Source organism: Enterobacter sp. 50588862, from assembly GCF_001462935.1.
GTDB lineage: Bacteria > Pseudomonadota > Gammaproteobacteria > Enterobacterales > Enterobacteriaceae > Enterobacter > Enterobacter bugandensis.
The window spans coordinates 441152-466526 of sequence record NZ_LNHM01000007.1; the positions used below are offsets into that span (position 1 = coordinate 441152).

The 25375-nt window shown below is 55.7% G+C and carries 22 protein-coding genes and 1 pseudogene; 11 read left to right on the forward strand and 12 right to left on the reverse strand.

Annotated elements, in window-relative coordinates; translation table 11 throughout:
* Positions 1-49: 49 nt before the first annotated feature.
* Entirely contained in the window at positions 50-1021 is a 972-nt protein-coding gene (gene lpxM, locus APT89_RS02545; protein WP_028013618.1) for a lauroyl-Kdo(2)-lipid IV(A) myristoyltransferase, read from the forward strand.
* Between the two features lie 48 nt (positions 1022-1069).
* Here lpxM and pyk read toward each other — a convergent pair whose 3' ends face one another.
* Together pyk and APT89_RS02555 are read right to left on the reverse strand one after the other, a co-directional pair.
* Positions 1070-2512, reverse strand: coding sequence for a pyruvate kinase (gene pyk / locus APT89_RS02550; protein WP_028013616.1), 1443 nt, complete (start codon positions 2510-2512; stop codon positions 1070-1072).
* A gap of 139 nt (positions 2513-2651) precedes the next feature.
* The gene (locus APT89_RS02555) at positions 2652-3521 is read right to left on the reverse strand and encodes a MurR/RpiR family transcriptional regulator (protein ID WP_041909454.1); all 870 of its coding nucleotides are present in this window, start codon (positions 3519-3521) and stop codon (positions 2652-2654) included.
* A gap of 358 nt (positions 3522-3879) precedes the next feature.
* Between APT89_RS02555 and zwf the strand changes: the two genes are divergently transcribed.
* From zwf to kdgA, 3 genes are all read left to right on the forward strand, one after another.
* Positions 3880-5355 (forward strand): glucose-6-phosphate dehydrogenase, encoded by a 1476-nt coding sequence (gene zwf, locus APT89_RS02560; protein WP_028013613.1) that lies wholly within the window; start codon positions 3880-3882, stop codon positions 5353-5355.
* 234 nt (positions 5356-5589) lie between these two features.
* Entirely contained in the window at positions 5590-7401 is a 1812-nt protein-coding gene (gene edd, locus APT89_RS02565) for a phosphogluconate dehydratase (RefSeq protein ID WP_041909456.1), read from the forward strand.
* 39 nt (positions 7402-7440) lie between these two features.
* Entirely contained in the window at positions 7441-8082 is a 642-nt protein-coding gene (gene kdgA / locus APT89_RS02570) for a bifunctional 4-hydroxy-2-oxoglutarate aldolase/2-dehydro-3-deoxy-phosphogluconate aldolase (protein WP_014884307.1), read from the forward strand.
* A 41-nt stretch (positions 8083-8123) separates the two neighbouring features.
* On the opposite strand, the gene purT is transcribed toward kdgA, so the two are convergent.
* Positions 8124-9302, reverse strand: coding sequence for a formate-dependent phosphoribosylglycinamide formyltransferase (gene purT, locus APT89_RS02575; RefSeq protein ID WP_041909459.1), 1179 nt, complete (start codon positions 9300-9302; stop codon positions 8124-8126).
* Between the two features lie 170 nt (positions 9303-9472).
* Between purT and APT89_RS02580 the strand changes: the two genes are divergently transcribed.
* Together APT89_RS02580 and ptrB are read left to right on the forward strand one after the other, a co-directional pair.
* Positions 9473-10123: a tellurite resistance TerB family protein gene (locus tag APT89_RS02580; protein ID WP_041909460.1), complete on the forward strand. Its 651-nt coding sequence runs from the start codon at positions 9473-9475 to the stop codon at positions 10121-10123.
* A gap of 85 nt (positions 10124-10208) precedes the next feature.
* Positions 10209-12269, forward strand: a complete 2061-nt coding sequence (gene ptrB / locus APT89_RS02585; protein WP_041909462.1) for an oligopeptidase B — start codon at positions 10209-10211, stop codon at positions 12267-12269.
* Here ptrB and exoX read toward each other — a convergent pair.
* The 3 genes from exoX to APT89_RS02600 form a co-directional block, all read right to left on the reverse strand.
* Positions 12266-12928, reverse strand: coding sequence for an exodeoxyribonuclease X (exoX, locus tag APT89_RS02590; protein ID WP_025756911.1), 663 nt, complete (start codon positions 12926-12928; stop codon positions 12266-12268). The two genes, ptrB and exoX, sit on opposite strands and share 4 nt — an antisense overlap.
* A gap of 24 nt (positions 12929-12952) precedes the next feature.
* Positions 12953-13603: a nitrilase-related carbon-nitrogen hydrolase gene (locus APT89_RS02595; protein ID WP_041909464.1), complete on the reverse strand. Its 651-nt coding sequence runs from the start codon at positions 13601-13603 to the stop codon at positions 12953-12955.
* A 110-nt stretch (positions 13604-13713) separates the two neighbouring features.
* Positions 13714-13944 (reverse strand): DNA polymerase III subunit theta, encoded by a 231-nt coding sequence (locus APT89_RS02600; RefSeq protein WP_008500465.1) that lies wholly within the window; start codon positions 13942-13944, stop codon positions 13714-13716.
* 136 nt (positions 13945-14080) lie between these two features.
* On the opposite strand from APT89_RS02600, the gene yobA reads away from it, so the two are divergent.
* The 3 genes from yobA to APT89_RS02615 are packed head-to-tail and all read left to right on the forward strand — an operon-like array spanning position 14081 to position 15678.
* The gene (gene yobA, locus APT89_RS02605; protein WP_041909466.1) at positions 14081-14452 is read left to right on the forward strand and encodes a CopC domain-containing protein YobA; all 372 of its coding nucleotides are present in this window, start codon (positions 14081-14083) and stop codon (positions 14450-14452) included.
* 1 nt (position 14453) lies between these two features.
* Positions 14454-15323: a copper homeostasis membrane protein CopD gene (gene copD, locus APT89_RS02610; RefSeq protein WP_041909468.1), complete on the forward strand. Its 870-nt coding sequence runs from the start codon at positions 14454-14456 to the stop codon at positions 15321-15323.
* A 16-nt stretch (positions 15324-15339) separates the two neighbouring features.
* The gene (locus tag APT89_RS02615; RefSeq protein WP_028013604.1) at positions 15340-15678 is read left to right on the forward strand and encodes a YebY family protein; all 339 of its coding nucleotides are present in this window, start codon (positions 15340-15342) and stop codon (positions 15676-15678) included.
* 441 nt (positions 15679-16119) lie between these two features.
* Here the strand turns inward: APT89_RS02615 and APT89_RS24695 are convergent.
* Together APT89_RS24695 and APT89_RS02630 are read right to left on the reverse strand one after the other, a co-directional pair.
* Positions 16120-16991, reverse strand: a pseudogene (locus APT89_RS24695) (benzoate transporter).
* Positions 16992-17163: 172 nt separating this feature from the next.
* A complete protein-coding gene (locus APT89_RS02630; RefSeq protein ID WP_041909470.1) occupies positions 17164-18105 on the reverse strand; it encodes a VirK/YbjX family protein in 942 nt (313 codons plus the stop codon).
* 168 nt (positions 18106-18273) lie between these two features.
* Here APT89_RS02630 and pphA point away from each other — a divergent pair, with 168 nt between their 5' ends.
* Complete coding sequence (gene pphA / locus APT89_RS02635; RefSeq protein WP_041909471.1) at positions 18274-18918, forward strand: protein-serine/threonine phosphatase; 645 nt, start codon at positions 18274-18276, stop codon at positions 18916-18918.
* A 34-nt stretch (positions 18919-18952) separates the two neighbouring features.
* Here pphA and APT89_RS02640 read toward each other — a convergent pair whose 3' ends face one another.
* The 4 genes from APT89_RS02640 to yebS form a co-directional block, all read right to left on the reverse strand.
* Entirely contained in the window at positions 18953-19192 is a 240-nt protein-coding gene (locus APT89_RS02640; RefSeq protein WP_041909472.1) for a YebV family protein, read from the reverse strand.
* 105 nt (positions 19193-19297) lie between these two features.
* Positions 19298-20746 carry a 16S rRNA (cytosine(1407)-C(5))-methyltransferase RsmF gene (gene rsmF / locus APT89_RS02645; protein ID WP_204376005.1) on the reverse strand — a complete coding sequence of 483 codons (1449 nt, stop codon included), beginning with the start codon at positions 20744-20746 and terminating at the stop codon, positions 19298-19300.
* 71 nt (positions 20747-20817) lie between these two features.
* The gene (locus tag APT89_RS02650; protein WP_060571706.1) at positions 20818-23451 is read right to left on the reverse strand and encodes a PqiB family protein; all 2634 of its coding nucleotides are present in this window, start codon (positions 23449-23451) and stop codon (positions 20818-20820) included.
* Positions 23420-24703 carry a membrane integrity lipid transport subunit YebS gene (gene yebS / locus APT89_RS02655; RefSeq protein WP_041909475.1) on the reverse strand — a complete coding sequence of 428 codons (1284 nt, stop codon included), beginning with the start codon at positions 24701-24703 and terminating at the stop codon, positions 23420-23422. Before yebS ends, APT89_RS02650 begins: the two co-directional genes overlap by 32 nt.
* 132 nt (positions 24704-24835) lie before the next feature.
* On the opposite strand from yebS, the gene APT89_RS02660 reads away from it, so the two are divergent.
* Complete coding sequence (locus APT89_RS02660) at positions 24836-25333, forward strand: GAF domain-containing protein (RefSeq protein ID WP_008500476.1); 498 nt, start codon at positions 24836-24838, stop codon at positions 25331-25333.
* Positions 25334-25375 lie beyond the last annotated feature (42 nt).

Here is a 25375-nt window from a genome sequence, read left to right on the forward strand (position 1 = left end):
CGCTACACTATCTGAATAATTTTTTGCGTCACCAGACCCTGGAACCAGCATGGAAACAAAAAAAAATAATATTGAATACATTCCTGAGTTTGAAAAATCCTTTCGACATCCGCGCAACTGGGGCGCCTGGCTGGGGGTTTACACCTTTGCGGGCATCGCTATGCTGCCTGCCGCGCTGCGCGATCCCGTACTGGGAAAAATTGGCCGTCTGGCCGGACGCTTAGGTAAAAGCGCGCGTCGTCGTGCGCAGATCAACCTCTATTACTGTTTTCCTGAAAAAAGCGATGCCGAGCGCGAGGCCATCATCGACGCGATGTATACCACCGCACCGCAGGCCATGGCGATGATGGCGGAGCTGGCGCTGAAAGGACCGGAAAAAATCATCGACCGCGTTGACTGGAAAGGGCTGGAAATCATCGACGAAATGCGTCGCAATGATGAGAAGGTCATTTTCCTCGTGCCGCACGGCTGGGGCGTGGATATCCCGGCAATGCTGATGGCTTCCCAGGGGCAGAAAATGGCGGCGATGTTCCATAACCAGGGCAATAAAATCTACGATTTTGTCTGGAATACGGTACGTCGTCGTTTTGGCGGACGTTTGCATGCGCGTAACGACGGCATCAAGCCGTTTATTCAGTCGGTACGTCAGGGGTACTGGGGCTACTATCTGCCGGACCAGGACCACGGACCCGAGCACAGCGAGTTTGTCGACTTCTTTGCGACCTATAAAGCCACGCTCCCCGCGATTGGGCGTCTGATGAAGGTCTGCCGTGCCCGCGTGATCCCGCTCTTTCCGGTTTACGACGGTAAAACGCATCGTCTGAGCATTGAAGTCCGTCCGCCGATGGACGACCTGCTGACTGCGGACGATCGCACCATCGCGCGCCGCATGAACGAAGAGGTGGAGCTGCTGGTGGGGCCGCATACCGAACAGTACACGTGGATACTGAAGCTGCTGAAAACGCGGAAGCCGGGAGAGACGGAGCCCTATAAGCGTAAAGAGCTTTACCCGAGGAAATAGAAAACCTTCACCTTGTCCCTCTCCCCTTAGGGGAGAGGGGATCGGATCTTACTCTACAGTCAGTACGCGCGTGGTATTGGTTGAGCCGATGGTGCTCATCACGTCACCCTGCGTCACGATGACGATATCACCAGACACCAGGTAACCTTTATCGCGCAGCAGGTTTACGGCATCGTGCGCCGCGGCTACGCCGTCATTGGTGCTGTCGAAGTGTACCGGGGTAACACCGCGGTACAGCGCCGTCAGGTTCAGCGTACGCTCGTGGCGTGACATGGCGAAAATCGGCAGGCCGGAGCTGATGCGAGAGGTCATCAGCGCGGTGCGGCCAGATTCGGTCATGGTGATGATCGCCGTAACGCCTTTCAGATGGTTGGCCGCATACATGGCGGACATCGCAATCGCTTCTTCCACATTGTCGAACTGGATATCCAGGCGGTGCTTGGAGACGTTAATGCTTGGGATCTTCTCCGCGCCCAGGCAGACGCGCGCCATTGCGGCCACGGTTTCTGCCGGATACTGGCCCGCCGCAGTTTCCGCTGACAGCATCACCGCATCGGTACCGTCCAGCACGGCGTTAGCGACGTCCATGACTTCCGCACGGGTTGGCATTGGGTTAGTGATCATGGATTCCATCATCTGGGTGGCGGTGATCACCGCGCGGTTCAGCTGACGTGCGCGACGAATCAGCGCTTTCTGGATACCGACCAGTTCAGGGTCGCCGATTTCCACGCCCAGATCGCCACGGGCAACCATCACCACGTCAGAGGCGAGGATCACATCGTCCATCGCATCCTGATCGCACACGGCTTCCGCGCGTTCAACCTTAGCGACGATTTTGGCATCACAGCCTGCGTCACGGGCCAGGCGGCGCGCATAGTTCAGATCTTCGCCACAGCGTGGGAAGGAGACCGCCAGATAGTCAACGCCGATCTGGGCCGCCGTTACGATATCCGCTTTGTCTTTGTCGGTCAGGGCTTCCGCAGAGAGGCCGCCGCCCAGTTTGTTGATGCCTTTATTGTTGGAGAGCGGGCCGCCGACGGTGACTTCAGTGAACACTTTCATCCCCTGAACTTCCAGCACCTTCAGCTGGACGCGACCGTCGTCGAGCAGCAGGATATCGCCAGGGACCACATCAGCCGGCAGGCCTTTATAGTCGATCCCGACTTTCTCTTTATCGCCTTCGCCTTTGCCGAGGTTGGCATCCAGCAGGAATTTGTCGCCGATATTGAGGAAAACTTTACCTTCTTTAAAGGTTGATACACGAATTTTTGGACCCTGCAGGTCGCCGAGGATAGCGACGTGGCGGCCCAGCTTAGCGGCGATCTCACGCACTTTATCGGCACGCAATTTATGGTCTTCTGGCGTACCGTGAGAGAAGTTCATACGTACCACGTTGGCGCCAGCGGCGATAATCTTTTCGAGGTTATTATCGCGATCGGTGGCCGGGCCTAAGGTGGTGACGATCTTGGTTCTGCGAAGCCTTCTGGACATGTAATACTCCGTTGACTGAAACAACTTTGGTGTTGCGTGAACATTGAATCGGCCTTCATCTACCGCAAGGCAGCAAAGAGGGGGCCGAATGCCGAAAATCGTTACATCTAATTATGGGTTACGTCTTCGTTATCTACTTTCAGGGAACATCGCTCTTTATAAGCAATTCTTTATCAAAACGCGATTCCTTCAGCGCTTCCTTGACTCGCTTCAAGTTATCTCGGAATTTTGCGCCCCGGCGTAAGGTAAATCCGGTCGCCAGTACGTCGATTACCGTGAGCTGCGCCAGACGAGACACCATTGGCATATACATGTCGGTATCCTCAGGCACGTCCAGGGTAATGGCGAGAGTCGCCTCCCGCGCCAGCGGCGTGCCGGCGGTGGTGAGGGCGATTACCATGGCATCGTTTTCACGGGCCAGCTGCGCCAGCTCAACCTGGCTTTTGGTGCGGCCAGTGTGCGAAATCAGTACCACGACGTCATCCTCACTGCAATTCATACAGCTCATGCGTTGCAGCACAATGTCATCGGAATAAATAACCGGCACGTTAAAGCGGAAGAATTTATTCATGGCGTCGTGCGCCACGGCGGCTGACGAGCCAAGACCGAAGAACGCAATGCGTTTGGCCTGGGTGAGTAAATCCACCGCGCGGTTTACTGAACTCATATCCAGACTTTGACGAACGTGATCGAGCGTGGCCATGGCCGACTCAAATATTTTTGCCGTATAGGCATCTACGCTGTCGTCTTCATCCACATTACGATTAACATAGGGGGTGCCGTTTGCCAGACTTTGTGCCAGATGCAGTTTAAAATCAGGAAAGCCGCGCGTTTCCAGGCTGCGGCAGAACCGGTTGACCGTCGGTTCACTGACGCCCGCTTCCTGAGCCAGAGCGGCGATGCTTGAATGAATCGCCTGACCGGGCGCGGCCAGAATGACTTCAGCCACTTTTCGCTCGGATTTGCTAAGGTGTTCCAGTTGATACTGGATTTTTTCAAGCATGTTCATTGTTAACAAGGCGCTCATGGGGGTGGAAACGATTTCACTCATTGATGAAATCTTGATTCGATTAGCCGATATTACCCCTGTGGCTTCCCTAAAGGGTAACAGTCGACAAGATAATGTTGTTGTTTTTTTTCATTACTTGATCGATGTCGGGTTTTGCTATGACCCTGTTGCGCAAATTATCGACGGCTGTTGCGTCATTACGTCGCCATAATCGGCTAAATGGCGAAAAATCGCCGTATCGCACGAGACGATAAGCGCTAATGGTTTCGGGAATGACGTAAAAGCAGTACAGTGCATTGTAATAAAATTACAACGATACCTGGCAGAAGCACCAGGTGATCCAACTGAGGAGAATGACATGGCGGTAACGCAAACAGCCCAGGCATGTGACCTGGTCATTTTCGGCGCGAAAGGCGATCTTGCACGCCGGAAATTGCTGCCTTCCCTGTATCAACTGGAGAAAGCGGGCCAAATTCATCCGGATACGCGTATCCTGGGTGTTGGGCGCGCCGACTGGGACAAGGACGCTTATACCAAAGTCGTCCGCGAGGCGCTCGAAACTTTCATGAAGGAAAAAATTGATGAAAGTTTGTGGGATACCCTCAGCGGTCGTCTCGATTTCTGCAACCTGGACGTTAATGACGTCAGCGCGTTTTCCCGCCTGGGTGCCATGCTGGATCAGAAAAACCGTGTCACCATTAACTATTTCGCCATGCCGCCAAGCACCTTTGGCGCCATCTGCAAAGGTTTGGGCGAAGCCAAACTGAACGCCAAGCCGGCGCGCGTGGTGATGGAAAAGCCGCTGGGGACGTCGCTGGCTACCTCCCGTGAAATCAACGACCAGGTGGGCGAGTTCTTTGAAGAGTGCCAGGTCTACCGTATCGACCACTATCTCGGTAAAGAGACGGTACTGAACCTGCTGGCGCTGCGTTTCGCTAACTCCCTGTTTGTGAATAACTGGGACAACCGTACCATTGACCACGTGGAAATTACCGTGGCGGAAGAGGTGGGGATTGAAGGTCGCTGGGGTTACTTTGACCAGGCCGGCCAGATGCGCGACATGATCCAGAACCACCTGCTGCAAATTCTGTGCATGATTGCCATGTCTCCACCGTCTGACCTGACGGCTGACAGCATCCGCGATGCCAAAGTGAAAGTGCTGAAGTCGCTGCGCCGCATCGACCGCTCCAACGTGCGCGAGAAAACCGTTCGCGGCCAGTACACTGCCGGGTTTGCGCAAGGTAAAAAAGTGCCAGGCTACCTGGAAGAAGAGGGCGCGAACAAGTCCAGCAATACCGAGACGTTTGTGGCCATCCGCGTGGATATCGACGACTGGCGCTGGGCGGGCGTGCCGTTCTACCTGCGCACCGGTAAGCGTCTGCCGACGAAGTGTTCCGAAGTGGTTGTCTACTTTAAGAACCCGGAACTGAACCTGTTCAAAGAGTCCTGGCAGGAGCTGCCGCAGAACAAGCTGACCATCCGTCTGCAGCCGGACGAAGGGGTGGATATCCAGATCCTCAACAAAGTGCCGGGCCTGGATCATAAGCACAACCTGCAGACCACCAAGCTGGATCTGAGCTACTCCGAAACCTTCAACCAGACGCACCTTGCGGATGCTTACGAGCGTCTGCTGCTGGAAACCATGCGCGGTATCCAGGCGCTGTTCGTGCGTCGCGACGAAGTGGAAGAGGCGTGGAAATGGGTCGATTCCATCACCGAAGCCTGGGCTGCCGATCAGGATGCGCCAAAACCGTATCAGGCGGGTACCTGGGGGCCTGTGGCGTCGGTGGCGATGATCACCCGCGATGGCCGCTCCTGGAACGAGTTTGAGTAGGATAATCCACTAGCCCGAAAGTGTTATTTTACCGGTAACATGATCTAACACAGTTAGTGGCACAATTTTTATACTTTTAAGCTCCGCGTGGATTCACCCGCGGGGCTTTTTTTATTACACTGCCGGAAGTGATTTTGCCCCTGAGCTCCGGACAGCAAGCGTTTCAGCGTTGTTAACAACCGCCAGCGACTTTGTAAACTCCCGAGCCCGGACAGATAAATTAAAGGAGCTTTTATGAATCCTGTATTGTTACGCGTAACACAACGCATTATCGAGCGCTCGAAAGAGACCCGTTCGGCCTACCTCGCCCGCATTGAACAGGCGAAAAGCAACACCGTTCACCGCTCCCAGCTGGCCTGCGGTAACCTGGCCCACGGCTTCGCCGCCTGCCAGCCCGATGACAAAGCCTCCCTGAAAAGCATGTTGCGTAACAATATCGCTATCATCACGTCTTATAACGATATGCTCTCCGCGCACCAGCCGTATGAGGTCTATCCCAACATCATTCGTAAAGCGCTGCACAGCGTGAACGCGGTGGGGCAGGTGGCGGGGGGCGTCCCGGCCATGTGCGACGGCGTGACGCAGGGGCAGGATGGTATGGAGCTGTCGCTGCTGAGCCGCGAAGTGATTGCGATGTCTGCGGCTGTGGGCCTGTCACACAACATGTTTGATGGTGCGCTGTATCTCGGCGTGTGCGACAAAATCGTCCCGGGCCTGGTGATGGCAGCGCTGTCGTTTGGTCATCTGCCAGCGATTTTCGTGCCGTCCGGCCCGATGGCCAGCGGTCTGCCGAATAAAGAAAAAGTGCGTATCCGCCAGCTGTATGCGGAAGGCAAAGCCGATCGTCAGGCGCTGCTGGAAGCCGAAGCCGCGTCCTACCATGCGCCGGGCACCTGTACGTTCTACGGCACGGCCAACACCAACCAGATGGTGGTGGAGTTTATGGGGATGCAGCTTCCGGGCTCGTCCTTCATCCAGCCGGACGCGCCGCTGCGCCAGGCGCTGACCGAGGCCGCGGCCCGTCAGGTGACGCGCCTGACAGGAAACGGCAATGAATGGATGCCGATGGGCAAAATGGTCGACGAAAAAGTGATCGTCAACGGTATCGTCGCCCTGCTGGCGACCGGCGGTTCAACTAACCACACCATGCACCTGGTGGCCATGGCGCGCGCGGCGGGTATCCTGATTAACTGGGATGACTTCTCCGACATCTCCTCCGTGGTACCGCTGATGGCGCGTCTGTACCCGAACGGTCCGGCGGACATCAACCACTTCCAGGCTGCGGGCGGTGTGCCGCTGCTGATGCGCGAGCTGCTGAAAGGCGGTCTGCTGCATGAAGACGTGAACACCGTAGCCGGATTTGGTCTGCAGCGCTACACCCAGGAGCCGTGGCTGAACAACGGCGAGCTGGACTGGCGCGACGGGGCAACCGCGTCTCTTGATCCGCAGGTGATTGCCACTATCGACAAACCGTTCTCCCACCACGGCGGTACCAAAGTGCTGAGCGGCAACCTTGGCCGCGCGGTGATGAAAACCTCTGCCGTGCCGGAAGAGAACCAGGTTATCGAGGCCCCGGCGGTAGTGTTTGAAAGCCAGCACGACGTGTTGCCTGCCTTCGACGCCGGTCTGCTGGATAAAGACTGCGTGGTGGTCGTGCGTCATCAGGGGCCAAAAGCGAACGGCATGCCAGAATTACATAAACTTATGCCACCACTTGGTGTATTATTGGACCGCCGTTTCAAAATTGCGTTAGTGACCGATGGCCGCCTGTCAGGCGCATCCGGCAAAGTGCCTTCCGCCATCCACGTCACGCCTGAAGCCTACGACGGCGGCTTGCTGGCGAAAGTGCGCGACGGCGACATGATCCGCGTGAACGGCCAGACTGGCGAGTTAACCCTGCTGGTGGATGACGCGGAGCTGGCGGCACGTCAGCCTCATATTCCTGACCTGAGCGCATCGCGCGTGGGAACCGGACGCGAAATGTTCAGCGCGCTGCGTGAGAAGCTCTCCGGTGCGGAGCAGGGCGCAACCTGTATTACGTTTTAAGACGACTTGATTTTAACGATCTGGCGAGAGAGAACTCTGATGAAAAACTGGAAAACAAGTGCAGAAGCAATCCTGACCACTGGCCCTGTCGTGCCGGTTATCGTGGTAAACAAGCTGGAGCACGCTGTGCCAATGGCGAAAGCGCTGGTTGCGGGCGGCGTTCGCGTTCTGGAAGTGACCCTGCGTACCGCCTGCGCGATGGATGCCATCCGCGCCATCGCTAAAGAAGTGCCGGACGCCATCATCGGTGCGGGTACCGTTCTCAACGCGCAGCAGCTGGCGGAAGTGACCGAAGCCGGCGCACAGTTTGCCATCAGCCCGGGCCTGACCGAGCCGCTGCTGAAGGCCGCGACCGAAGGCACCATTCCCTTGATCCCGGGCATCAGCACCGTTTCTGAACTGATGCTGGGCATGGACTACGGTCTGAAAGAGTTCAAATTCTTCCCGGCAGAAGCGAACGGCGGCACCAAAGCGCTGCAGGCAATTGCGGGTCCCTTCTCTCAGGTACGCTTCTGCCCGACGGGCGGTATCTCCCCGGCTAACTACCGCGACTACCTGGCGCTGAAAAGCGTGCTGTGCATCGGCGGCTCATGGCTGGTTCCGGCGGATGCGCTGGAAGCGGGCGACTGGGATCGCATCACGAAACTGGCTCGTGAAGCGGTTGAAGGCGCGAAGCAGTAAGCCATATGCAGCATGAAAAACGGGCCTTTCGGCCCGTTTTTTTATCCTGCTACCTGAACGTTCGCAGCCGCCGCTTTTGCTCTTACTACGGCCTCGTCAACGTTATCCCCGGTGGCTAACGCCACGCCCAGACGACGCGTACCGTCGATCTCCGGCTTGCCGAACAGACGGACCTGCAGGCCTGCGCCCACCGCGCCTTCGACGTTATCAAACGTCACATTCTGGCTGGTCAGCTGCGGAAGGATCACCGCCGACGCCGCCGGGCCGTACTGGCGGATGCCGCCAACCGGCAGGCCGAGGAAGGCGCGCACGTGCAGGGCGAACTCCGAGAGATCCTGCGAAATGAGCGTGACCATACCGGTGTCGTGCGGGCGAGGGGAGACTTCGCTGAAGATCACTTCGTCACCGCAGACGAACAGCTCCACGCCGAACAGGCCATAACCGCCCAGGGCCAGAACGGTCTTACGGGCAATCTCCCGGGCACGCTCCAGCGCCAGGTCGCTCATCTGCTGCGGCTGCCAGGATTCACGATAATCGCCATCTTCCTGGCGGTGGCCAATCGGGTCGCAGAAATGGACGCCGTCCACGGCACTGACGGTGAGCAGAGTGATTTCGAAATCAAACTTCACCACGCCTTCGACGATCACGCGACCGGCACCGGCACGGCCACCCTGTTGCGCATAATCCCACGCGCTGTCCAGCGCGCTGCTGTCGCGAATAAAGCTCTGACCTTTCCCCGAAGAGCTCATCACCGGCTTAATGATGCACGGGTAGCCAATCTCTTCAACGGCCTGCAGGAATGCGGCTTTGTCACCCGCAAAACGGTAGCTTGAAGTAGGCAGCCCCAGCTCCTCCGCCGCCAGGCGGCGAATGCCTTCACGGTTCATGGTCAGCTTTGCGGCTTTCGCGCAGGGCACCACGCGCTGGCCTGCCTGCTCAAGGGCGATCAGCGTATCGGTTGCGATAGCTTCAATTTCCGGCACGACAAAATCCGGTTTCTCCCGTGCAATAAGCGTACGCAGGGCATCACCGTCCAGCATGTTAATCACATAAGAACGATGGGCGACGTGCATGGCGGGCGCGTCGGCGTAGCGGTCTACGGCAATCACCTCCACCCCTAAACGCTGACACTCAATGGCGACTTCTTTACCCAGTTCGCCCGATCCCAACAGCATTACGCGCGTCGCCGCAGGTCGCAGCGCGGTTCCTAAACGAGTCATAACATTCCCCCTGAAAAAGATGCGCGCAGTATAAACGAAAACGTTTGCGTCTGTCTTGCGCACGGCAAAAGGGCAGACCAGAAATTTGCGCTTCTTTAGGCTTGATGGACATTTCCTGACGCCTGCTCGCTTACGCTGGAGAACATGTTAACCGTTAAGCGAGGGAAACCATGTCAGGCTGGTTAAATCAACTGCAATCCATGTTAGGGCAGAAAACGTCTGGTTCCGGCGAACAGGGGCTGAGCAAACTGCTGGTACCGGGGGCGCTCGGTGGGCTGGCAGGGCTGCTGGTTGCCAATAAATCCTCACGCAAGCTGCTGGCGAAGTACGGTACCGGCGCGCTGCTGGCCGGGGGCGGCGTTATCGCCGGCACCGTGCTGTGGAACAAATATAAGGACAGGGTGCGAGCGGCGCACCGCGATGAACCTCACTATGGGGAGCATACTTCTCCGCTGGATCTGCGCACGGAGCGGCTCATCCTGGCGCTGGTGTTTGCCGCCAAAAGCGACGGGCATATTGATGATAATGAAAGAGCGGCTATCGAACAGCAGCTGCGCGAGGCGGGTGTTGAAGAACAGGGCAGAACGCTGGTGGCGCAGGCCATTGAACAGCCGCTCGATCCGCAGCGTCTGGCACTGAGCGTGAAAAATGAGGAAGAGGCGCTGGAACTCTATTTTCTCAGCTGTGCCGCCATAGATATCGATCACTTTATGGAGCGTAGCTACCTTAATGCCCTCGGCGACGCGCTGAAGATCCCTCAGGACGTGCGCGAGGGGATTGAAAAAGATATCGGGGAACAAAAACTGGCGCTACAGGGCTAACTCGCGCCCCCGTGGTCATGTTTCGCTTGCATCATGCGCGGGTTTTGCCAACCTTATAGGGTGTAAAACTTAAAAGAATGATGACATGCCACCGAAAGCCCGACGTACTCCTTATGCGATCGTCACGCATGGCGATACGCGCATAGACAACTATTACTGGCTGCGGGACGATTCGCGTTCCCGGCCAGAGGTGCTCGACTACCTGCACGAGGAAAACGACTATGGCCGCAGGGTCATGGCCAGCCAGCAGGCGCTTCAGGACCAGCTGCTGAATGAAATGGTGCAGCGTATTCCCCAGCGCGACATCTCCGCGCCCTGGACCAAAAACGGCTATCGCTATCGCCATATCTATGAGCCGGGCAACGAGTATCCCATCTATCAACGACAGTCGGTATTAAGCGCCGAGTGGGATGAATGGGACATTTTGCTGGATGCGAACCAGCGTGCCGCCCACAGCGAGTTTTATACCCTGGGCGGTATGTCCATCTCCCCGGACAACACCATCATGGCGCTGGCGGAGGATTATCTCTCCCGGCGCCAGTACGGCCTGCGTTTTCGCAATCTGGAAACCGGCAACTGGTATCCGGAAATGCTGGAAAACGTCTCCCCGGATTTTGTCTGGGCGAACGATTCCGAGACGGTCTACTACGTTAAAAAGCACGCCTCCACGCTGCTGCCTTATCAGGTGTGGCGCCATACCGTAGGCACGGACTCAGCCGATGACGAGCTGGTCTATGAAGAGAAAGACGAAACGTTTTATGTCAGCCTGCATAAAACCTCCTCGCGCCACTATGTGATTATCTTCCTCGCCAGCGCCACCACCTCGGAAGTGCTGCTCCTGGATGCCGAACTGCCTGACGCCCAGCCGCTCTGTTTCCTGCCGCGCCGCAAGGACCACGAGTACAGCCTGGATCACTTCCAGCACAGCTTTTATCTGCGTTCGAATCGTGAAGGCAAGAACTTTGGTCTGTACAAAACCAAGGTGCGCGACGAGCGCAAGTGGGAGGTGCTGATTCCCGCGCGGGATCAGGTGATGCTGGAAGGGTTCACGCTGTTTACCGACTGGCTGGTGGTGGAGGAGCGCCAGCGGGGGCTGACCAGTATCCGGCAGATCAACCGTAAAACGCGTGAGGTGATAGGGATTGCGTTCGACGATCCGGCCTACGTCACGTGGATCGGCTTTAACCCGGAACCTGAATCGTCCCGGCTGCGCTACGGTTACTCGTCCATGACCACGCCGGATACGCTCTTCGAGCTGGATATGGATACCGGACAGCGCCAGGTGCTTAAGCAAACCGAAGTGAAGGGCTTTGATTCCGACAATTACCGCAGCGAACACCTGTGGGTCACCGCGCGCGATGGCGTGGAGGTGCCTGTTTCGCTCGTTTATCACAAGGCGCACTTCCAGAAGGGTAAAAATCCGATCCTGGTCTATGGCTACGGCTCCTATGGCTCCAGCATGGATGCCGACTTCAGCAGCAGCAGATTAAGCCTGCTCGACCGCGGCTTTGTTTTCGCCATTGCCCATATTCGCGGCGGCGGCGAGCTGGGGCAGCACTGGTATGAAGACGGGAAATTCCTGAAAAAGAAAAACACCTTCAACGACTATCTCGACGTCTGCGATGCGCTGATTGAGCAAGGCTATGGCGATCCTCAGCTTTGCTTCGGCATGGGCGGTAGCGCGGGGGGGATGCTGATGGGGGCGGTCATCAATCAGCGGCCCGAACGCTTTAAGGGTATTGTTGCGCAGGTCCCGTTTGTCGATGTGGTTACCACTATGCTCGATGAGTCCATCCCTTTGACAACCGGAGAGTTTGAGGAGTGGGGCAACCCGCAGGATGAAACCTATTATCGCTATATGAAAGAGTACAGCCCGTATGACAACGTGGAAGCGAAAGCGTACCCGCACATGCTGGTGACGACCGGTTTGCACGATTCACAGGTGCAATACTGGGAACCGGCAAAATGGGTAGCAAAGCTGCGGGAGCTGAAAACCGATGACAACCTGCTGCTGCTCTGTACCGATATGGACTCCGGGCACGGGGGGAAATCGGGTCGATTCAAATCCTACGAAGGGGTGGCCCTTGAGTATGCCTTTTTGATAGGCCTGGCGCAGGATACGTTGCCAGGCCGTGTACAGCGTTAAGCTTCACCCAGATAGTGTTTCAGGGTTAAGCGCAGCTCCGGGCTCATTTTGTCGAGGTTGTTATACAGCCAGCGCAGATAGCCCGGATCTTTATCCGCAATATCCGATACCGCTCTCCCGCGGTATTTGCCGAAGGTGAACGTCGTCAGCAGCGCAGGGCGTCCGGTGATCGTTGCCATATCATCCGGCGTCCAGCCCGATGTGTTCATAATATCTATGAGTAGCGCAGCGGTGATATAGCAGTCATACAGGGCGCGGTGATGGTGCAGCCCTTCAGGGGTTCTGACGCTGAGCTTGCGGGATTTATACAGCGCCATATTGCTGTACTTGATCCCTGGCCAGAGGCGACGCGCCAGCTTCATGGTACAAATCCACTCCCCGGGCATTTCGGGGAGTACCCGACGGTCAAAGCTGGCGTTGTGGGCAACGTACCATGGGCTGCCGTAGTAGTGCGGGATAACGTCTTCTATCCAGGGTTTATCCGCCACCATTGATTCTGTAATGCGATGGATAGCCATGGCCTGTGGGCTAATAGGACGATCGGGACGCACCAGATGGCTCATCGGGTTGACGATTTTTCCATCAACCACGTCGACCGAGGCCACTTCCACAATTCCGCCCTGAAGATCGCAAGTTTCGGTATCAATGACGCGCAGCATGAAAATCTCCTGAGCTTAAAACGCTTAGCCTAAAGGAATGATATCGCCTTGCCAACCCTGTCCGTTGCGCGTGCCGGTCAACAGGAGCTCACCCTTATCTGCCCGAACGATCAGCTGGCCTTTTTCATCCCATAACGCGCTGCCCGTGCCGGCATTTGCCATTAACACCGCGATGGCATACCTGTGCGCAAAGCGCTGCAGGGTATTGATGGACTGTCGCCAGCGGTAATCCCTCACCGACTGGCAGCTGGTGAAGAGTGTTGCCTGCGGATCAAGATTCGGTGAATCGCTTTGCCCATCGATAATCGTGAGTTGTTTATCACCCGGCACCAGGCTGGCGCCGCTCCCCTGAGGGTAACGCAGAATACGATCGCGAGAGGGGATAAACAGCGCAAGGCCTTTCTGGCGCTGACCGTTTCGTTCAACGGGAAGACCTGCAATGAGGGTAATGCGGTAAAAATGCGCGGCGTCAAGCAACGGCTGTAGTCGATCGTCTTCGGGCGGGAGCGGTAATGCCGTCGCGCCCGGGCCGGTTAATGAGAGTTCCGGGAAAACCAGCAAATCGCACTGATGCTGTGCTGCTTCGGCAATAAAGTGGAGATGGTGCGCAATATGGTCATCTACGCTGTGATGCTGCCCGCCATACTGGGCTGCCGCAATATTCCAATGTGACATCGTGACTTCCTTATACACAGAGTCGCAGGGATTAAAGAGTACACCTAATTTAATCAGGGTTTTCTTATCCTGCCAGATTCCGCGTAAGGAAGTGTAACGAGTCGTTAAGCTTATTTAACTTTCGGCTCGTACGGCAAGCGGGAGAGGTTGACCGAGGCGAGACGGTGGGCAATTAACCTTTCGCGAAACCAGTCACGCAGATGGGCGGGCTGTTCTCGCTCCACCACTTCAGCCACGACGGGCATGTTGTAACGCTCTTTAAAGGCGACGCCAGCGGCAGCGAGATCGACATTCACTTTATCCATCTCGTCCTGAGGAAGGGCGGCCAGATTAATCTTCATTACCTTCTCCTTATTTTGCGGCGGCAACGTTACCGCGATTGCGCGACGATAACAAGCAGAGCGGGATGATCCTCGACTCGTTTATTATACAGCGTTATTCTTTAGCATACAGACATAACAAAAAGGAATGATTGTGATGGGTTTATCCGCTTCCCGCGCGGTATGCGCACTGGTTTTTTTGGCCTCAACGGTAATCTCACCCTCCGTGCTGGCGCATGCGCATCTTGAGCAGCAGAGCCCGGCAGCGGACAGCCAGGTGGCGTCACCGCAGGTGCTGACGCTGAATTTCTCCGAAGGTATCGAGCCCGGATTTAGCGGCGTCGTGGTGACGGATGCGCAAAATCAGGTGATCAAAACCGGTACCGCCACGCGAGACGAAAAGAACAAAGCACAGCTGACCGTTCCGCTGGAACAGACGCTGGCGCCGGGGGCTTACCGGGTGGACTGGCACGTGGTTTCCGTCGACGGCCATAAAACCAAAGGCAGCTATCGCTTCAGCGTGAAATAGCATGCTGGGACTGTTATACGTAGGATTGCGCTTTATCCATTTTGCGGCGCTAATGCTCGTTTTTGGCAACGCGCTTTACAGCGTCTGGTTTGCGCCTTCCGGGCTGCACCGCCTGATGGCCCGGCGTTTCCAGCTCCAGCAGAGAGTGGCATCCATCGTCAGCCTGACCGCTGCGATCCTGATGTTTATGCTTCAGGGCGGCTTAATGGGCAACGGCTGGGGCGATGTGTTTAACCCGCAAATCTGGAACAGCGTGCTGGGAACGCGGTTTGGTGGCGTCTGGTTGTGGCAAATTATCCTCGCTGCCATCACCGTTGTCGTCGCGTGGCTCGCGCCGCTGAAAGGCTCGCGCCTGCTGCTGCTCGCCATGGGCCAGCTTATCCTGCTGGCAGGTGTAGGGCACGCGGCGATGAGCGACGGCCCGATGGGGGCGATACAGCGAATCAATCATGCTGTTCACCTGCTGTGTGCCGCAACCTGGGTGGGTGGATTGCTGCCGCTGCTGTTTTGCATGCGTCTGGCGAAAGGACGCTGGCAGAACGCGGCCATCTATACCATGATGCGTTTCTCGCGCGTGGGGCATTATGCCGTCGCAGGCGTGCTGCTTACCGGCGTAGTGAATGCGCTGTTGATTCTGGGCATCCATATTCCCTGGCAGGCTGGCTACGTGCAGTTTTTGTTGTTCAAATGTGCTCTCGTGGCGTTGATGGTGGCAATTGCGCTGGCAAATCGGTATTTTCTGGTGCCACGGTTCCGTCCGGATTCCGGGCGCGCACAACAGATGTTTATCAGGATGACACAGGCAGAGGTGGTGCTGGGCGCGCTGGTTCTGGCAACGGTCAGTCTGTTTGCTACCTGGGAACCCTTCTGACAAGGTTAACTATTAAATGAAAAAGACAGTACTTTCTCTCTTATTGCTGGCCTGCGCGGGAAGCGCTCTGGCGGCACCGCAGGTAATCACCGTAAGCCGCTTTGAAGTGGGCAAAGACAAATGGGCCTTTAATCGCGAAGAGGTGATGCTGACCTGCCGTCCGGGCCATGCGCTGTATGCGATCAACCCGAGCACGCTGGTCCAGTACCCGCTCAACGATACCGCTGAGCAGCAGGTCGCCAGCGGCAAGAGCAGCGGTCAGCCAGTCAGCGTGATTCAGATTGATGACCCGGCCAACCCGGGGCAGAAGATGAGCCTGGCACCGTTTATCGAGCGCGCTGACAAGCTCTGCTGACGTTCAGGTTTCCAATAAAAAAACCGCAGATGCTCGCCAAAGCACTGCGGTTTTTCACTTTTAATGATGCTCTGACGCTTTTTTTCAGGCCACTTTTGCTGTGGACTGGAAAACCTGGCGTCGTCATCTATTCTTAAAAGGCAAGGCGACTTAGCCTGCATTAATGCCAACTTTTAGCGCACGGCTCTCTCCCAAGAGCCATTTCCCTGGACCGAATACAGGAATCGTATTCGGTCTCTTTTTATCTCTATGTTTCTCAAAAGGTTTCTTCGGTTATGGACCGAAAACCCCGAGAATGGCTGGACAGTTCCCTATCCTGACTAAACCATAACATACTCAGGACCGCGTACGTCCAGGGTTTTTTGGCATCTTTGTTAAAAAATTGTGTCCTGGCGATCGCTGTGGAATCTTCGTCGGTGAAGTAAAGGCCCGGCCTGATAGTTAAATAATGAATTCCCTGAATTTATCTTTGTTGTTAACGATATACTCGGGGAAACTGTCTGCCGACAGCTCTTGCCTGATTAACTTCCTGTCTCGTCCCCAGATATCTTCGGCGTTTTTTATCACCTTCATGATATGTTCCGGGTTATTGAACTCAGGCAGATCGTATTCCGTGTGGGAGATGGTGGACATTTTTTCTGATATGCGTTCAGGGGTCATAACCCATGAGAAATGCCAGACACTATTTTCAATGATGCGATTGTTAAGTTTGAACCAGTTCCATTTGAGCCAGGACCAGTTTTTGACGCTTCTGGTGCGTTTAAGATTTCTGAACGACTCAGGCTCGCCGCCAAAAAAATGAACGAGGTTTTTATATTTTGTGGCTCTCGGCAGTTTACATTTTCTTGGGGTGTTATCTGTATTAAAAACCTGCAGATTAAACTGATAATTATAAAAGTTTTGATAAAGCGTTGTGCAGAGTTTATTCGCGTTGATAGAGCCGATAACCTGTGGTGAAAAAATCTCGTCCACATCGGAAATTAAAATCAAATCATCATATTTAGCACTTTTGAGGCCCTGCATGATGGCATTTCTCTGCGCGGCTTCATTCGCCCATGCATCCACCACCAGACCGTCCTGATGCTGATCGCCGCCGTCAGAGGCTTTCATGAGAGGTGTTTCATCATGCACAACATAAATAATTTTATCTTTAAAAGGACCGTATTTATGTCAAAGTTAAGCTGCCGCTTTTTGCCGGTAAAGGTATGCGTTGACTCAACGATAACGAACCGATCAATAACGTCCGCTAGCGTATTCAGCCTGATATCAAGAAGCATATCTTCATCGTAATACAAGAAGCAGTCGTAAATCATCATTAAAGTCCTTAAATTTGCGTCTACACTGCGCTTTTCCAACGCATTCGCTATTTTCATTTCGCGCAATGCTAACTGAGCACCCCTGGCATATGCAAGAGTGCTCTGCTTTATCATTCCTTTCTCAAACCGAGTGCATTCTCTGTGCTGAGAGCGAAAACGCTTGTCGCGATTAGAAATGGGACTTAACGGACGCCTCAATTTCATCAAGCAGTTCAAAGCGACGACGGTATTCAGCGCGTTTTTTACTGGCTATCTCGTCGAGGGATTTGCGCTCCATCTGCAGCGGCAGCTGCCAGCAGAAGGCGGAAAGTTTTTTCCCACCCAAAGAATCCCAGAATTCGTCATAGCTGGCGTGGAAATGACGGCCTTTGCTGAGGCGATAGCGCAGCGCGCGGAAAACGTGTCCCTCATCGCTGACGGCAAAAATGGCCCGAACAGAGGACTGCGCTGCCAGCTGGAAAAGTACCTCCATCAGCACGCGCTTGGGAAACAGGCCATGGCAGGCGCGAGTTGCCAGTTTAATGGCATCTCGTGACACGCAGCGACGGGGGCCCTGAAGTCCGCCAATGACCATAACGGGCTGGCCATTGCTGCGGGCGACGCTAAAGGTCAGGCTGGCCAGAAGCGTATCCTCGTTGTCGCGCAGCCAGAGCGTACTCTCACCTTCACGCTCGGCTTTGCCAGCTGAGGACGCATTAATCGTGTAGGTCATGCCGTCTTTGACATGGAACTGCGCGATAGGTTGTTCCTGCGCGCCGGTCATAGCCTGGGCAAGACGGCTCTCCTTCAGGCGATCGATCCAGTAGTAATGGTTAACGATAGCGTCGGCGCGATCGTTTGCCGTCAGACCACGCATCAGGTATTGCCGATGGGTCTTGCTGGGCAACGTAATTTGCGATGTCAGCAGTTTGTCGAAATCGTCACGGCCAGAGAGGGCTTCCAGCATACGGTGGGTGGAAGACCAAAAGAGCAGGGAACGTAAAAGGAACTTCAGTCGGTAGTCGCGTTTCCGCCAGATTGGCCCCGGGACGCGTTTGCCGTTCACCAGCTCGGAAATAATATTCGTGCGATGCGGATAGAAAACATCGTTATGTAGCTGTGTATTAGACACGTGAAGACCTCTCGTTTTTATCTCCCCTTATTCTAAGGAGCCAGTAAAAAGGGATTAAGAGCGCGCGGATCTTTATTTCTCTTTGGTTTACCGTTTGTTTTACTTTGTAAGGGCTGCGCTGATCTTCTTGCGCTTTTGACGGCGGCTATACTGTTAAAGGGAGGCCTTATGTATCAGCGAATAGAAGGTGGAGAGTGGCGTCACGTATGGGTTGTCAGCGACATACACGGCTGTTACCAGAGGCTCATGGAGGAACTGAAACGCCGTCATTTCAATCCTTATGAGGATTTACTTATTTCCGTTGGCGATCTGATCGATCGTGGTCCGGACAGCGTGAAATCATTGCAGCTCATCAATGAGAAATGGTTTCGAGCAGTGCGGGGCAATCATGAGCAAATGGCAATAGATAGCCTGGATAATAATGATTTTGCGCTCTGGACAATGAATGGCGGAATGTGGTTTTCGCGGCTTGAGCATGAGGAGCAGCAGCGGGCGCGCTCGTTACTTAACGCATGTCGTGCGTTACCGCATATTATCGAAATTACCTGCGCGAACGGATTGAACGTTATTGCTCATGCTGATTACCCGGCGGAGGAATACCGCTGGGAAAAACCGGTAAGCGCCCAGCGCGTGTTATGGGATCGCGACCGCCTGATGGGGTTTATGGTGGGCAAAGGGCAGGGTATTAGCGGGGCGGATCATTTCTGGTTCGGACATACGCCCGTCGACAGAAGGTATGATTTTGACAATCTGCACTACATTGATACGGGGGCCGTATTTGACGGTTACTTTACGCTGGCGCAGCTGCAGTAATAAATAACCCGCCTTCGGGCGGGTTCTCTTTAGGTCAGGCAAGACGCATGACCCAGGCATCGGCTTTACTATCGTAATGCTCACGGTAAAGGACAGAATGTTCGCCATCAAGTATTGCCGGGACGCTGGTGTCTGCATCCCATGCATCGAGCTGCATGCACAAATCCGGGTCGGATTTGCAGGGAATACTTAACGTTCGATCGCCTTGTGCTTCGCCGCGCAGCTCTGCGTCGTCGATCTCAAAAGCGCCAATACGCACGCTGGTTTTCGTCATAGTGCTCTCCGGGTCGGTTGTCAAAATCTGGTATGACCAGTATGGGGATCCATTTTTGATCGTAGACAAGGAGAGCAAAATCGCCAGTAAAAAAATGCGCTTTTTTCAGGCGGTGCGATCGTTACCGGTAAACAGTCGGCCATCCCGGACCAGTTCGCGTGGATAGCTGTTTTTGAGTCTTGAACCGACCTTTTTGGCCAGCCCCAGCGGGAATCCCTGATAGGTCACCACCACTTCATCTGCGGAAGGCGAGCTGTCAGGATAAACATCGCGGCCACGGTACCACTCTTCGGCTTCCTGATGCGTCAGGGCAAAGGTATTCTCGTGTCCGGCAAGCGCGATGACGGCCTCATGCTGCCAGCGATAGCCTTTATTATGCACTTCCGCCAGGCGGATCCCGATTCGGGAAAAACGCACTTTGCCAATCAGTGGCTCGATATTCGCCGGGAAAAGCCAAACCTCTTTGTCCCGCTGCCAGAGATGCATGCTCTCATCCCACTGCAACCCGACCTTGCTGGCTGCGGCTTCAAGCTGCGCGACGTCGCGGCCTTTAAGCGGCGCAAACGGGAAGTTGCCGACCTTGAATTTGGGGGCGGGCAGGGGAGCAACCGCCTGCGTTTTACGCAGACGCGCCACAAAGAACCCTTCGCAGTCGTAAATCTGCGGGAACACGTGGAGGAAACCTTCCGGCGTGACCGCCTCCTGTGCCGAGGAAAACAGATCGTTAAGCGGCAGGAACTCGACCGCATCCGGATATTGCGCTTTCAGCCACAGGCAGACGTCTTCGTTTTCATCGCGGTTTAAGGTACACGTTGAATAGACCAGCGTGCCGCCGGGGCGCAGGGCGTGGAACGCGCTGTCGATCAGCTCGCGCTGCGTGGCGGCGATCTCAAGATTGCTCTCCACGGACCAGTTCTTTAACGCATCGGGATCTTTACGCACTACCCCTTCACCGGAGCAGGGGGCGTCCAGCAGGATGGCATCAAACATTTCCGGCAGGGCGGCGCCAAAGACGCGACCGTCGAAGTGCGTAAGAGCGACATTATGAATACCGCAGCGGCTGATATTGGCATGCAACACCTTCACGCGGCTGGCGGAAAATTCGTTGGCGAGGATTGCTCCGCGATTGCCCATGCGCGCGGCAATCTGCGTGGTTTTCGAGCCGGGCGCGGCGGCGACATCCATCACGCGTTCAGGCGCGTTGCCGTCGGCGAACAGGGCGGCAACCGGTAGCATTGAGCTCGCTTCCTGAATATAAAACAGACCGCTCAGATGTTCTGCGGTACTTCCCAGCGGCACCGCGTCTTCGTCATCGCGGTCGATCCAGAATCCCTCTTCACACCACGGAACCGGCGTAAGCTGCCAGCCGTACGGAGAGACCAGCGCCAGAAAATCCTCGACGCTGATTTTCAGCGTATTAACGCGGATGCTCCGGCGTAACGGACGCTGGCAGGCGGCGATAAAATCGTCCAACGACAGATGAGAGGGAAGCGCCTCGCGCATCTGCGCCAGGAATTGATCGGGAAGAAATACGGAGTTTTGAGCCACGAGCACACCACAGGGAAAAGTTCAGGTGCGCAGTGTAACATAAAGGCTCCGGTGCGTTGACACCGGAGCCTGTCAGATTAACGCGGCAGGGCCGTTCCCCATTCGCGCCACTCTTTCGGTTCGCTTTCCAGCAGCAGGAAGTGTTTACCCGGCTGCGCTTTCGGCGCCAGCGGCGTTCCCGGCGGGGTGGCAAAGGCAATACCGCCGCGGATGAACTGGTTGAAGGTACCGGTTTTCACCACGCCACCCGTCAGGCCGAAGTCCAGCGAATAGCCGGATGCCAGCCAGAACACCGAGTTATTACGCACCAGATGCTGGTAACGCTCGCTGATGCGTAGCGCCACCATCACGCGGTCGGAGAGCGTGCCGAGCGTGAGGCCCGTTACCGTACCCACCTCAATGCCGCGGAACAGCACCGGCGTACCGATGCCAAGCGAGCCCGCTTCCGGCACTTCCACTACAATGCTCAGGCCGCCAAGGTAGCGCGAGTCGGTAATGGTCGCTTCCTGCAGCTCGAAATCACGACGGGCTTTGCCCTGACCGGGCTCGACGTTGATGTAAGGCTGCAGAATGGTGTCGAGATGCTCAACGCCCGCGGCCGAAATCTGTGGGGTCACCACCGAGAAGCGGGAACCCGAGCGGGCGAAGGTCTGCACATATTCCGGATAAAGCACGGCGGTGGCCTGCACCTCGTTGCGCGAGGTGATGAGCGTCAGCTTCTGGATCTGCCCGATATCAATGCCCAGGTAGCGAATTGGCATGCCTTCCGCCAGCTTGCCGGCATCGAACGCATGCAGGGTAATCTGCCCACCCACGGCACGCGCGGCAGTTTCGGATGGGAAGAGAATTCGCTTATCGCCTTTACGCAGGTTCGCGCCCGCGCCGCTGAGGTTATCAAAGCTGATCGCCCCGCGCAGCGCGCGAGAGAGCGGGGAGGCCTGCACGGTCAGGCCGTTGCCGTTAAGCTGCACCTTCGCGCCGCCCTCGGCCCAGAAGACGCTGTTTGGGGTCAGCAGCTTGCGGTACTCGGGCTTGATATGCAGTTCGATATCAAACGCGTCCGCACGCGGGCGAACGGCGATCACCTCCCCAACCTCAAACTTGCGGTAGAGCACCACGGAGCCCGCCTGAACGTCAGGCAGCGTCTCGGCGCTTAAGGTCAGGGTCGTGGTTGGCATATCGCTCAGGCTGTTTTCAATCGCTTTGTCCAGGTTGGCGTACAGCGGGTAGCTGTCGCGAACGGGGCCTTTGTTGCCCGGCAAAATGCGAATGCCGCCGTTAACCCATTCGCTGGCGCTGGCGCCGAGGAACTCCACGCCGTCCAGACCCACCTTCACGTCGACGCGGCTGTTCACCACGAACTTACTGTCGCCATGGACGAGGTTGCTGTATTGCGGATCGATAGCTACCGAGAAGCTCACGCCATTTTCGGAGAGCGTTCGCTCCAGCACCTGACCCACCTGTACGCCGTGCAGAATCAGCGGCTGACCGGCCTCAATGCCGTAACTTTCAGGCGCATTGAGCGTAACCGTCACGACGCCCGGTTTTTGCAGCAGCGCTTTATCCGCCGGGGCAATGACGAAGCTATTGCTGGGCTGACCTTCACCGGGGATCAGTTCAAAGGTATTTCCGGTCAGCAGCGTGCTGAGGCTGGCATCGTTCAGAGAGAGTTTAGGGCTGCGCATCTCGATGCGCGTTTTCTCGCGCAGGAGATCGACCACGCTCGGATTGACCGTCATTTCGCCCGTGACCGAGCCGCCCGGATTGAGCGTCATTTTGGTGAGCTGGCCGACCTGCAGTCCCTGGTACATCAGCGGCGTTGACCCCGCTTTCAGCCCTTTGGCATCAGGCAGAACGAGCTTAACGATCACGCCACGCTGGCTGTGCGCCAGATCCGGGTATAAACCGAACGTGTCATCGGCCGTGGCAGGGCTTGAGTTTTCCGGGGAGTCAAAGGCAATGGCACCGTTAACCAGGGCGGCCAGACTCTCCAGCTTCACTTTTGCACCGCTCAGACTGAGGTCGGCATCGACGCCGGAGACATTCCAGAAGCGGCTGCCTTTTTTCACCAGATTGGTGAAGCGACGCTCGATCAGCACATCAATGGTGACGCCCTGTTTATTCGGGTTGATGCTGTAATCATACACACGGCCAACCGGAATCTTGCGGAAGTAGACCAGCGAGCCGCTGTTCAGCGAGCCCAAATCCGGTGCCTGAAGATGGATCATCAGATCGCCGTTATTGAGGCGGTATTTCGGCTGCGTATCCAGCGCGACAAAGTGATCCTGCGGTTCACCCTTGCCCGGCATCATGCCTATGTAGTTGCCGCCAACCAGCGCATCCAGCCCGGACACGCCGGCCAGGGAGGCTTTCGGAGTCACCAGCCAGAACTGCGTTTCGCTGCGAAGAGCATCCTGCATGTCAGATTTAATACTGACCCGCACCTGAATCTTGTTAAGCCCTTTTCCAAGGGAGATGTCCTGAACCGTACCGACTTCGACCCCCTGAAAACGAACGGGGGTTCGTCCGGCGACGATGCCGTCGGCGGTCTGAAAATCAATGGTGACGGTACTGCCGCGATCTTCATAGCTCGTCCAGATAAGCCAGCCTGCAATCATCAGGGCGATGACCGGCAGCAACCAGAATGGCGAAATGCGGCGTTTAGTTTTAATTCTCGCTTCAGTCGGCGAAGCGGGGGTTTCCTGACTCATGTGCATCCCAAAGTAAGCGGCTATCCAGCCATTCCACAGCAAGAATAGTCAATATCACCGCAGAGCCGAAATAAAAAGCCGCGGGTCCCATAGTAAAAGCAAGAAGCTGGTCGCGATTGATCAGCGACATCATCAGCGAAATCACAAACAGATCCAGCATTGACCAGCGGCCAATCCAGGTGACGAATCGCAGAAGCAGAATACGGGTACGTAAACCTTGTTCACACTTAAAGTGAATGCTGACGAGCAGGGTAAACATCACCACCACTTTGGTAAAGGGAACCAGGATACTGGCAATAAAGACGATGGCCGCCACCCCAACGTTACTGTGTGCAAGAGAGATAATACCGGAGAGGATAGTATCTTCCTGACGGCCACCGTTCACGTAAATAATGGATATCGGCAGCATATTGGCCGGGAACAGAAACACGAGGGAGGCAATCAGCGCCGCCCAGCATTTTTGCAGGCTGTTGTTGCGTCGTAACCTCAACGGTATGTGGCAGCGCGGGCAGCGTCCACGCTTGTCGGGCAACCCGGTGTAATGGCATCCCAGACAGACGCGGAGGTTTTCATCCGGGCGGGTGGCAGGGCGCTGCGGGTAAAAACGCTCCCAAAGCTGCTCAACGTTCAGGTGGATCAGTGTCAGGATGCTGAGCAATACCAGGCAGATAAAGGCAAAAAGCCCGACGCCCGGCTGCAGAAAGGCATAGTCCTGCACCTTAATTGATGCCACGCCCACGCCCACCAGATAGATATCCAGCATGACCCACTCTTTAAGCTTTTCCAGCATCAGCAATACCGGACGCAGGTTCATTCCCAAAATGTTACCAAACCACAGGTAGGCAATGGCTGCAACCAGCACCAGCGGCGCGCCGACAACGCAAAACAGTACCATGGCGGCGGTGAGAGGATCGCCCTGGCTCGTCATCTGCCAGATACCCTGCAGCACGTTAGCGTCAATGCGCACACCAAGCAGGTAAAGCTTCAGAAGCGGCTCGGTCCAGGCGAAAGGCATCAGCAGCAGCATGGTAACGGCCATAGCGGCAAGGCGGGTTAACGACCAGTCGCGGCCGTCACGAATTTTAGCGTCGCAGCGGGGACAAAAGGCGCTTTGGTGCGATTTCATCTTCGGCAACATAAAAAGCGTATCGCACTGGGGGCAACGCTGATAATGTGCACGAGGCAAAGCGTCGCTTACCGTATGGACAGTTATCTTTTTTGTCGGCGTAATTTTGGTTGTTTTTAAGGCCATCAGCTGCGCGCAAATAAGTATTGTTGAACGTTATATTAACTCATGAACGGATTCATCTTGAGCATGAGCGCATTTATTGCTTATTTTAATAGGCTATGCGGTAATTTTGTAAGACAACTAAGTGATTGAATAATGAACAAAACAGAATTCTACGCGGATCTGAACCGCGATTTTAAGGCATTGATGGCAGGTGAAACCAGCTTCTTAGCCACTCTGGCAAATACTAGCGCATTGCTGTTCGAACGGCTATCCGATGTGAACTGGGCTGGCTTTTATCTCCTGGAAGGTGAAACGCTGGTGCTGGGTCCGTTTCAGGGCAAACTGGCCTGCGTGCGTATTCCGGTAGGGCGCGGCGTATGCGGTACCGCGGTGGCCGAGAATCAGGTTCAGCGTGTGGAAGATGTTCATGCGTTTGACGGGCATATCGCCTGTGATGCTGCCAGCAATTCAGAGATCGTTCTGCCGCTGGTGGTAAAAAATCAGATTATTGGCGTTCTGGATATCGACAGTACGGTCTTCAGTCGCTTTACAACCGAGGATGAACAGGGGCTGCGCGAGCTGGTGGCGAATCTGGAAAACGTCCTCGCTGCAACCGATTATCAAAAATTCTTTGCGAGCGTCGCAGGATAATCAACGGATAACGTAGCATTTACTGATAGCGTCATTATAATG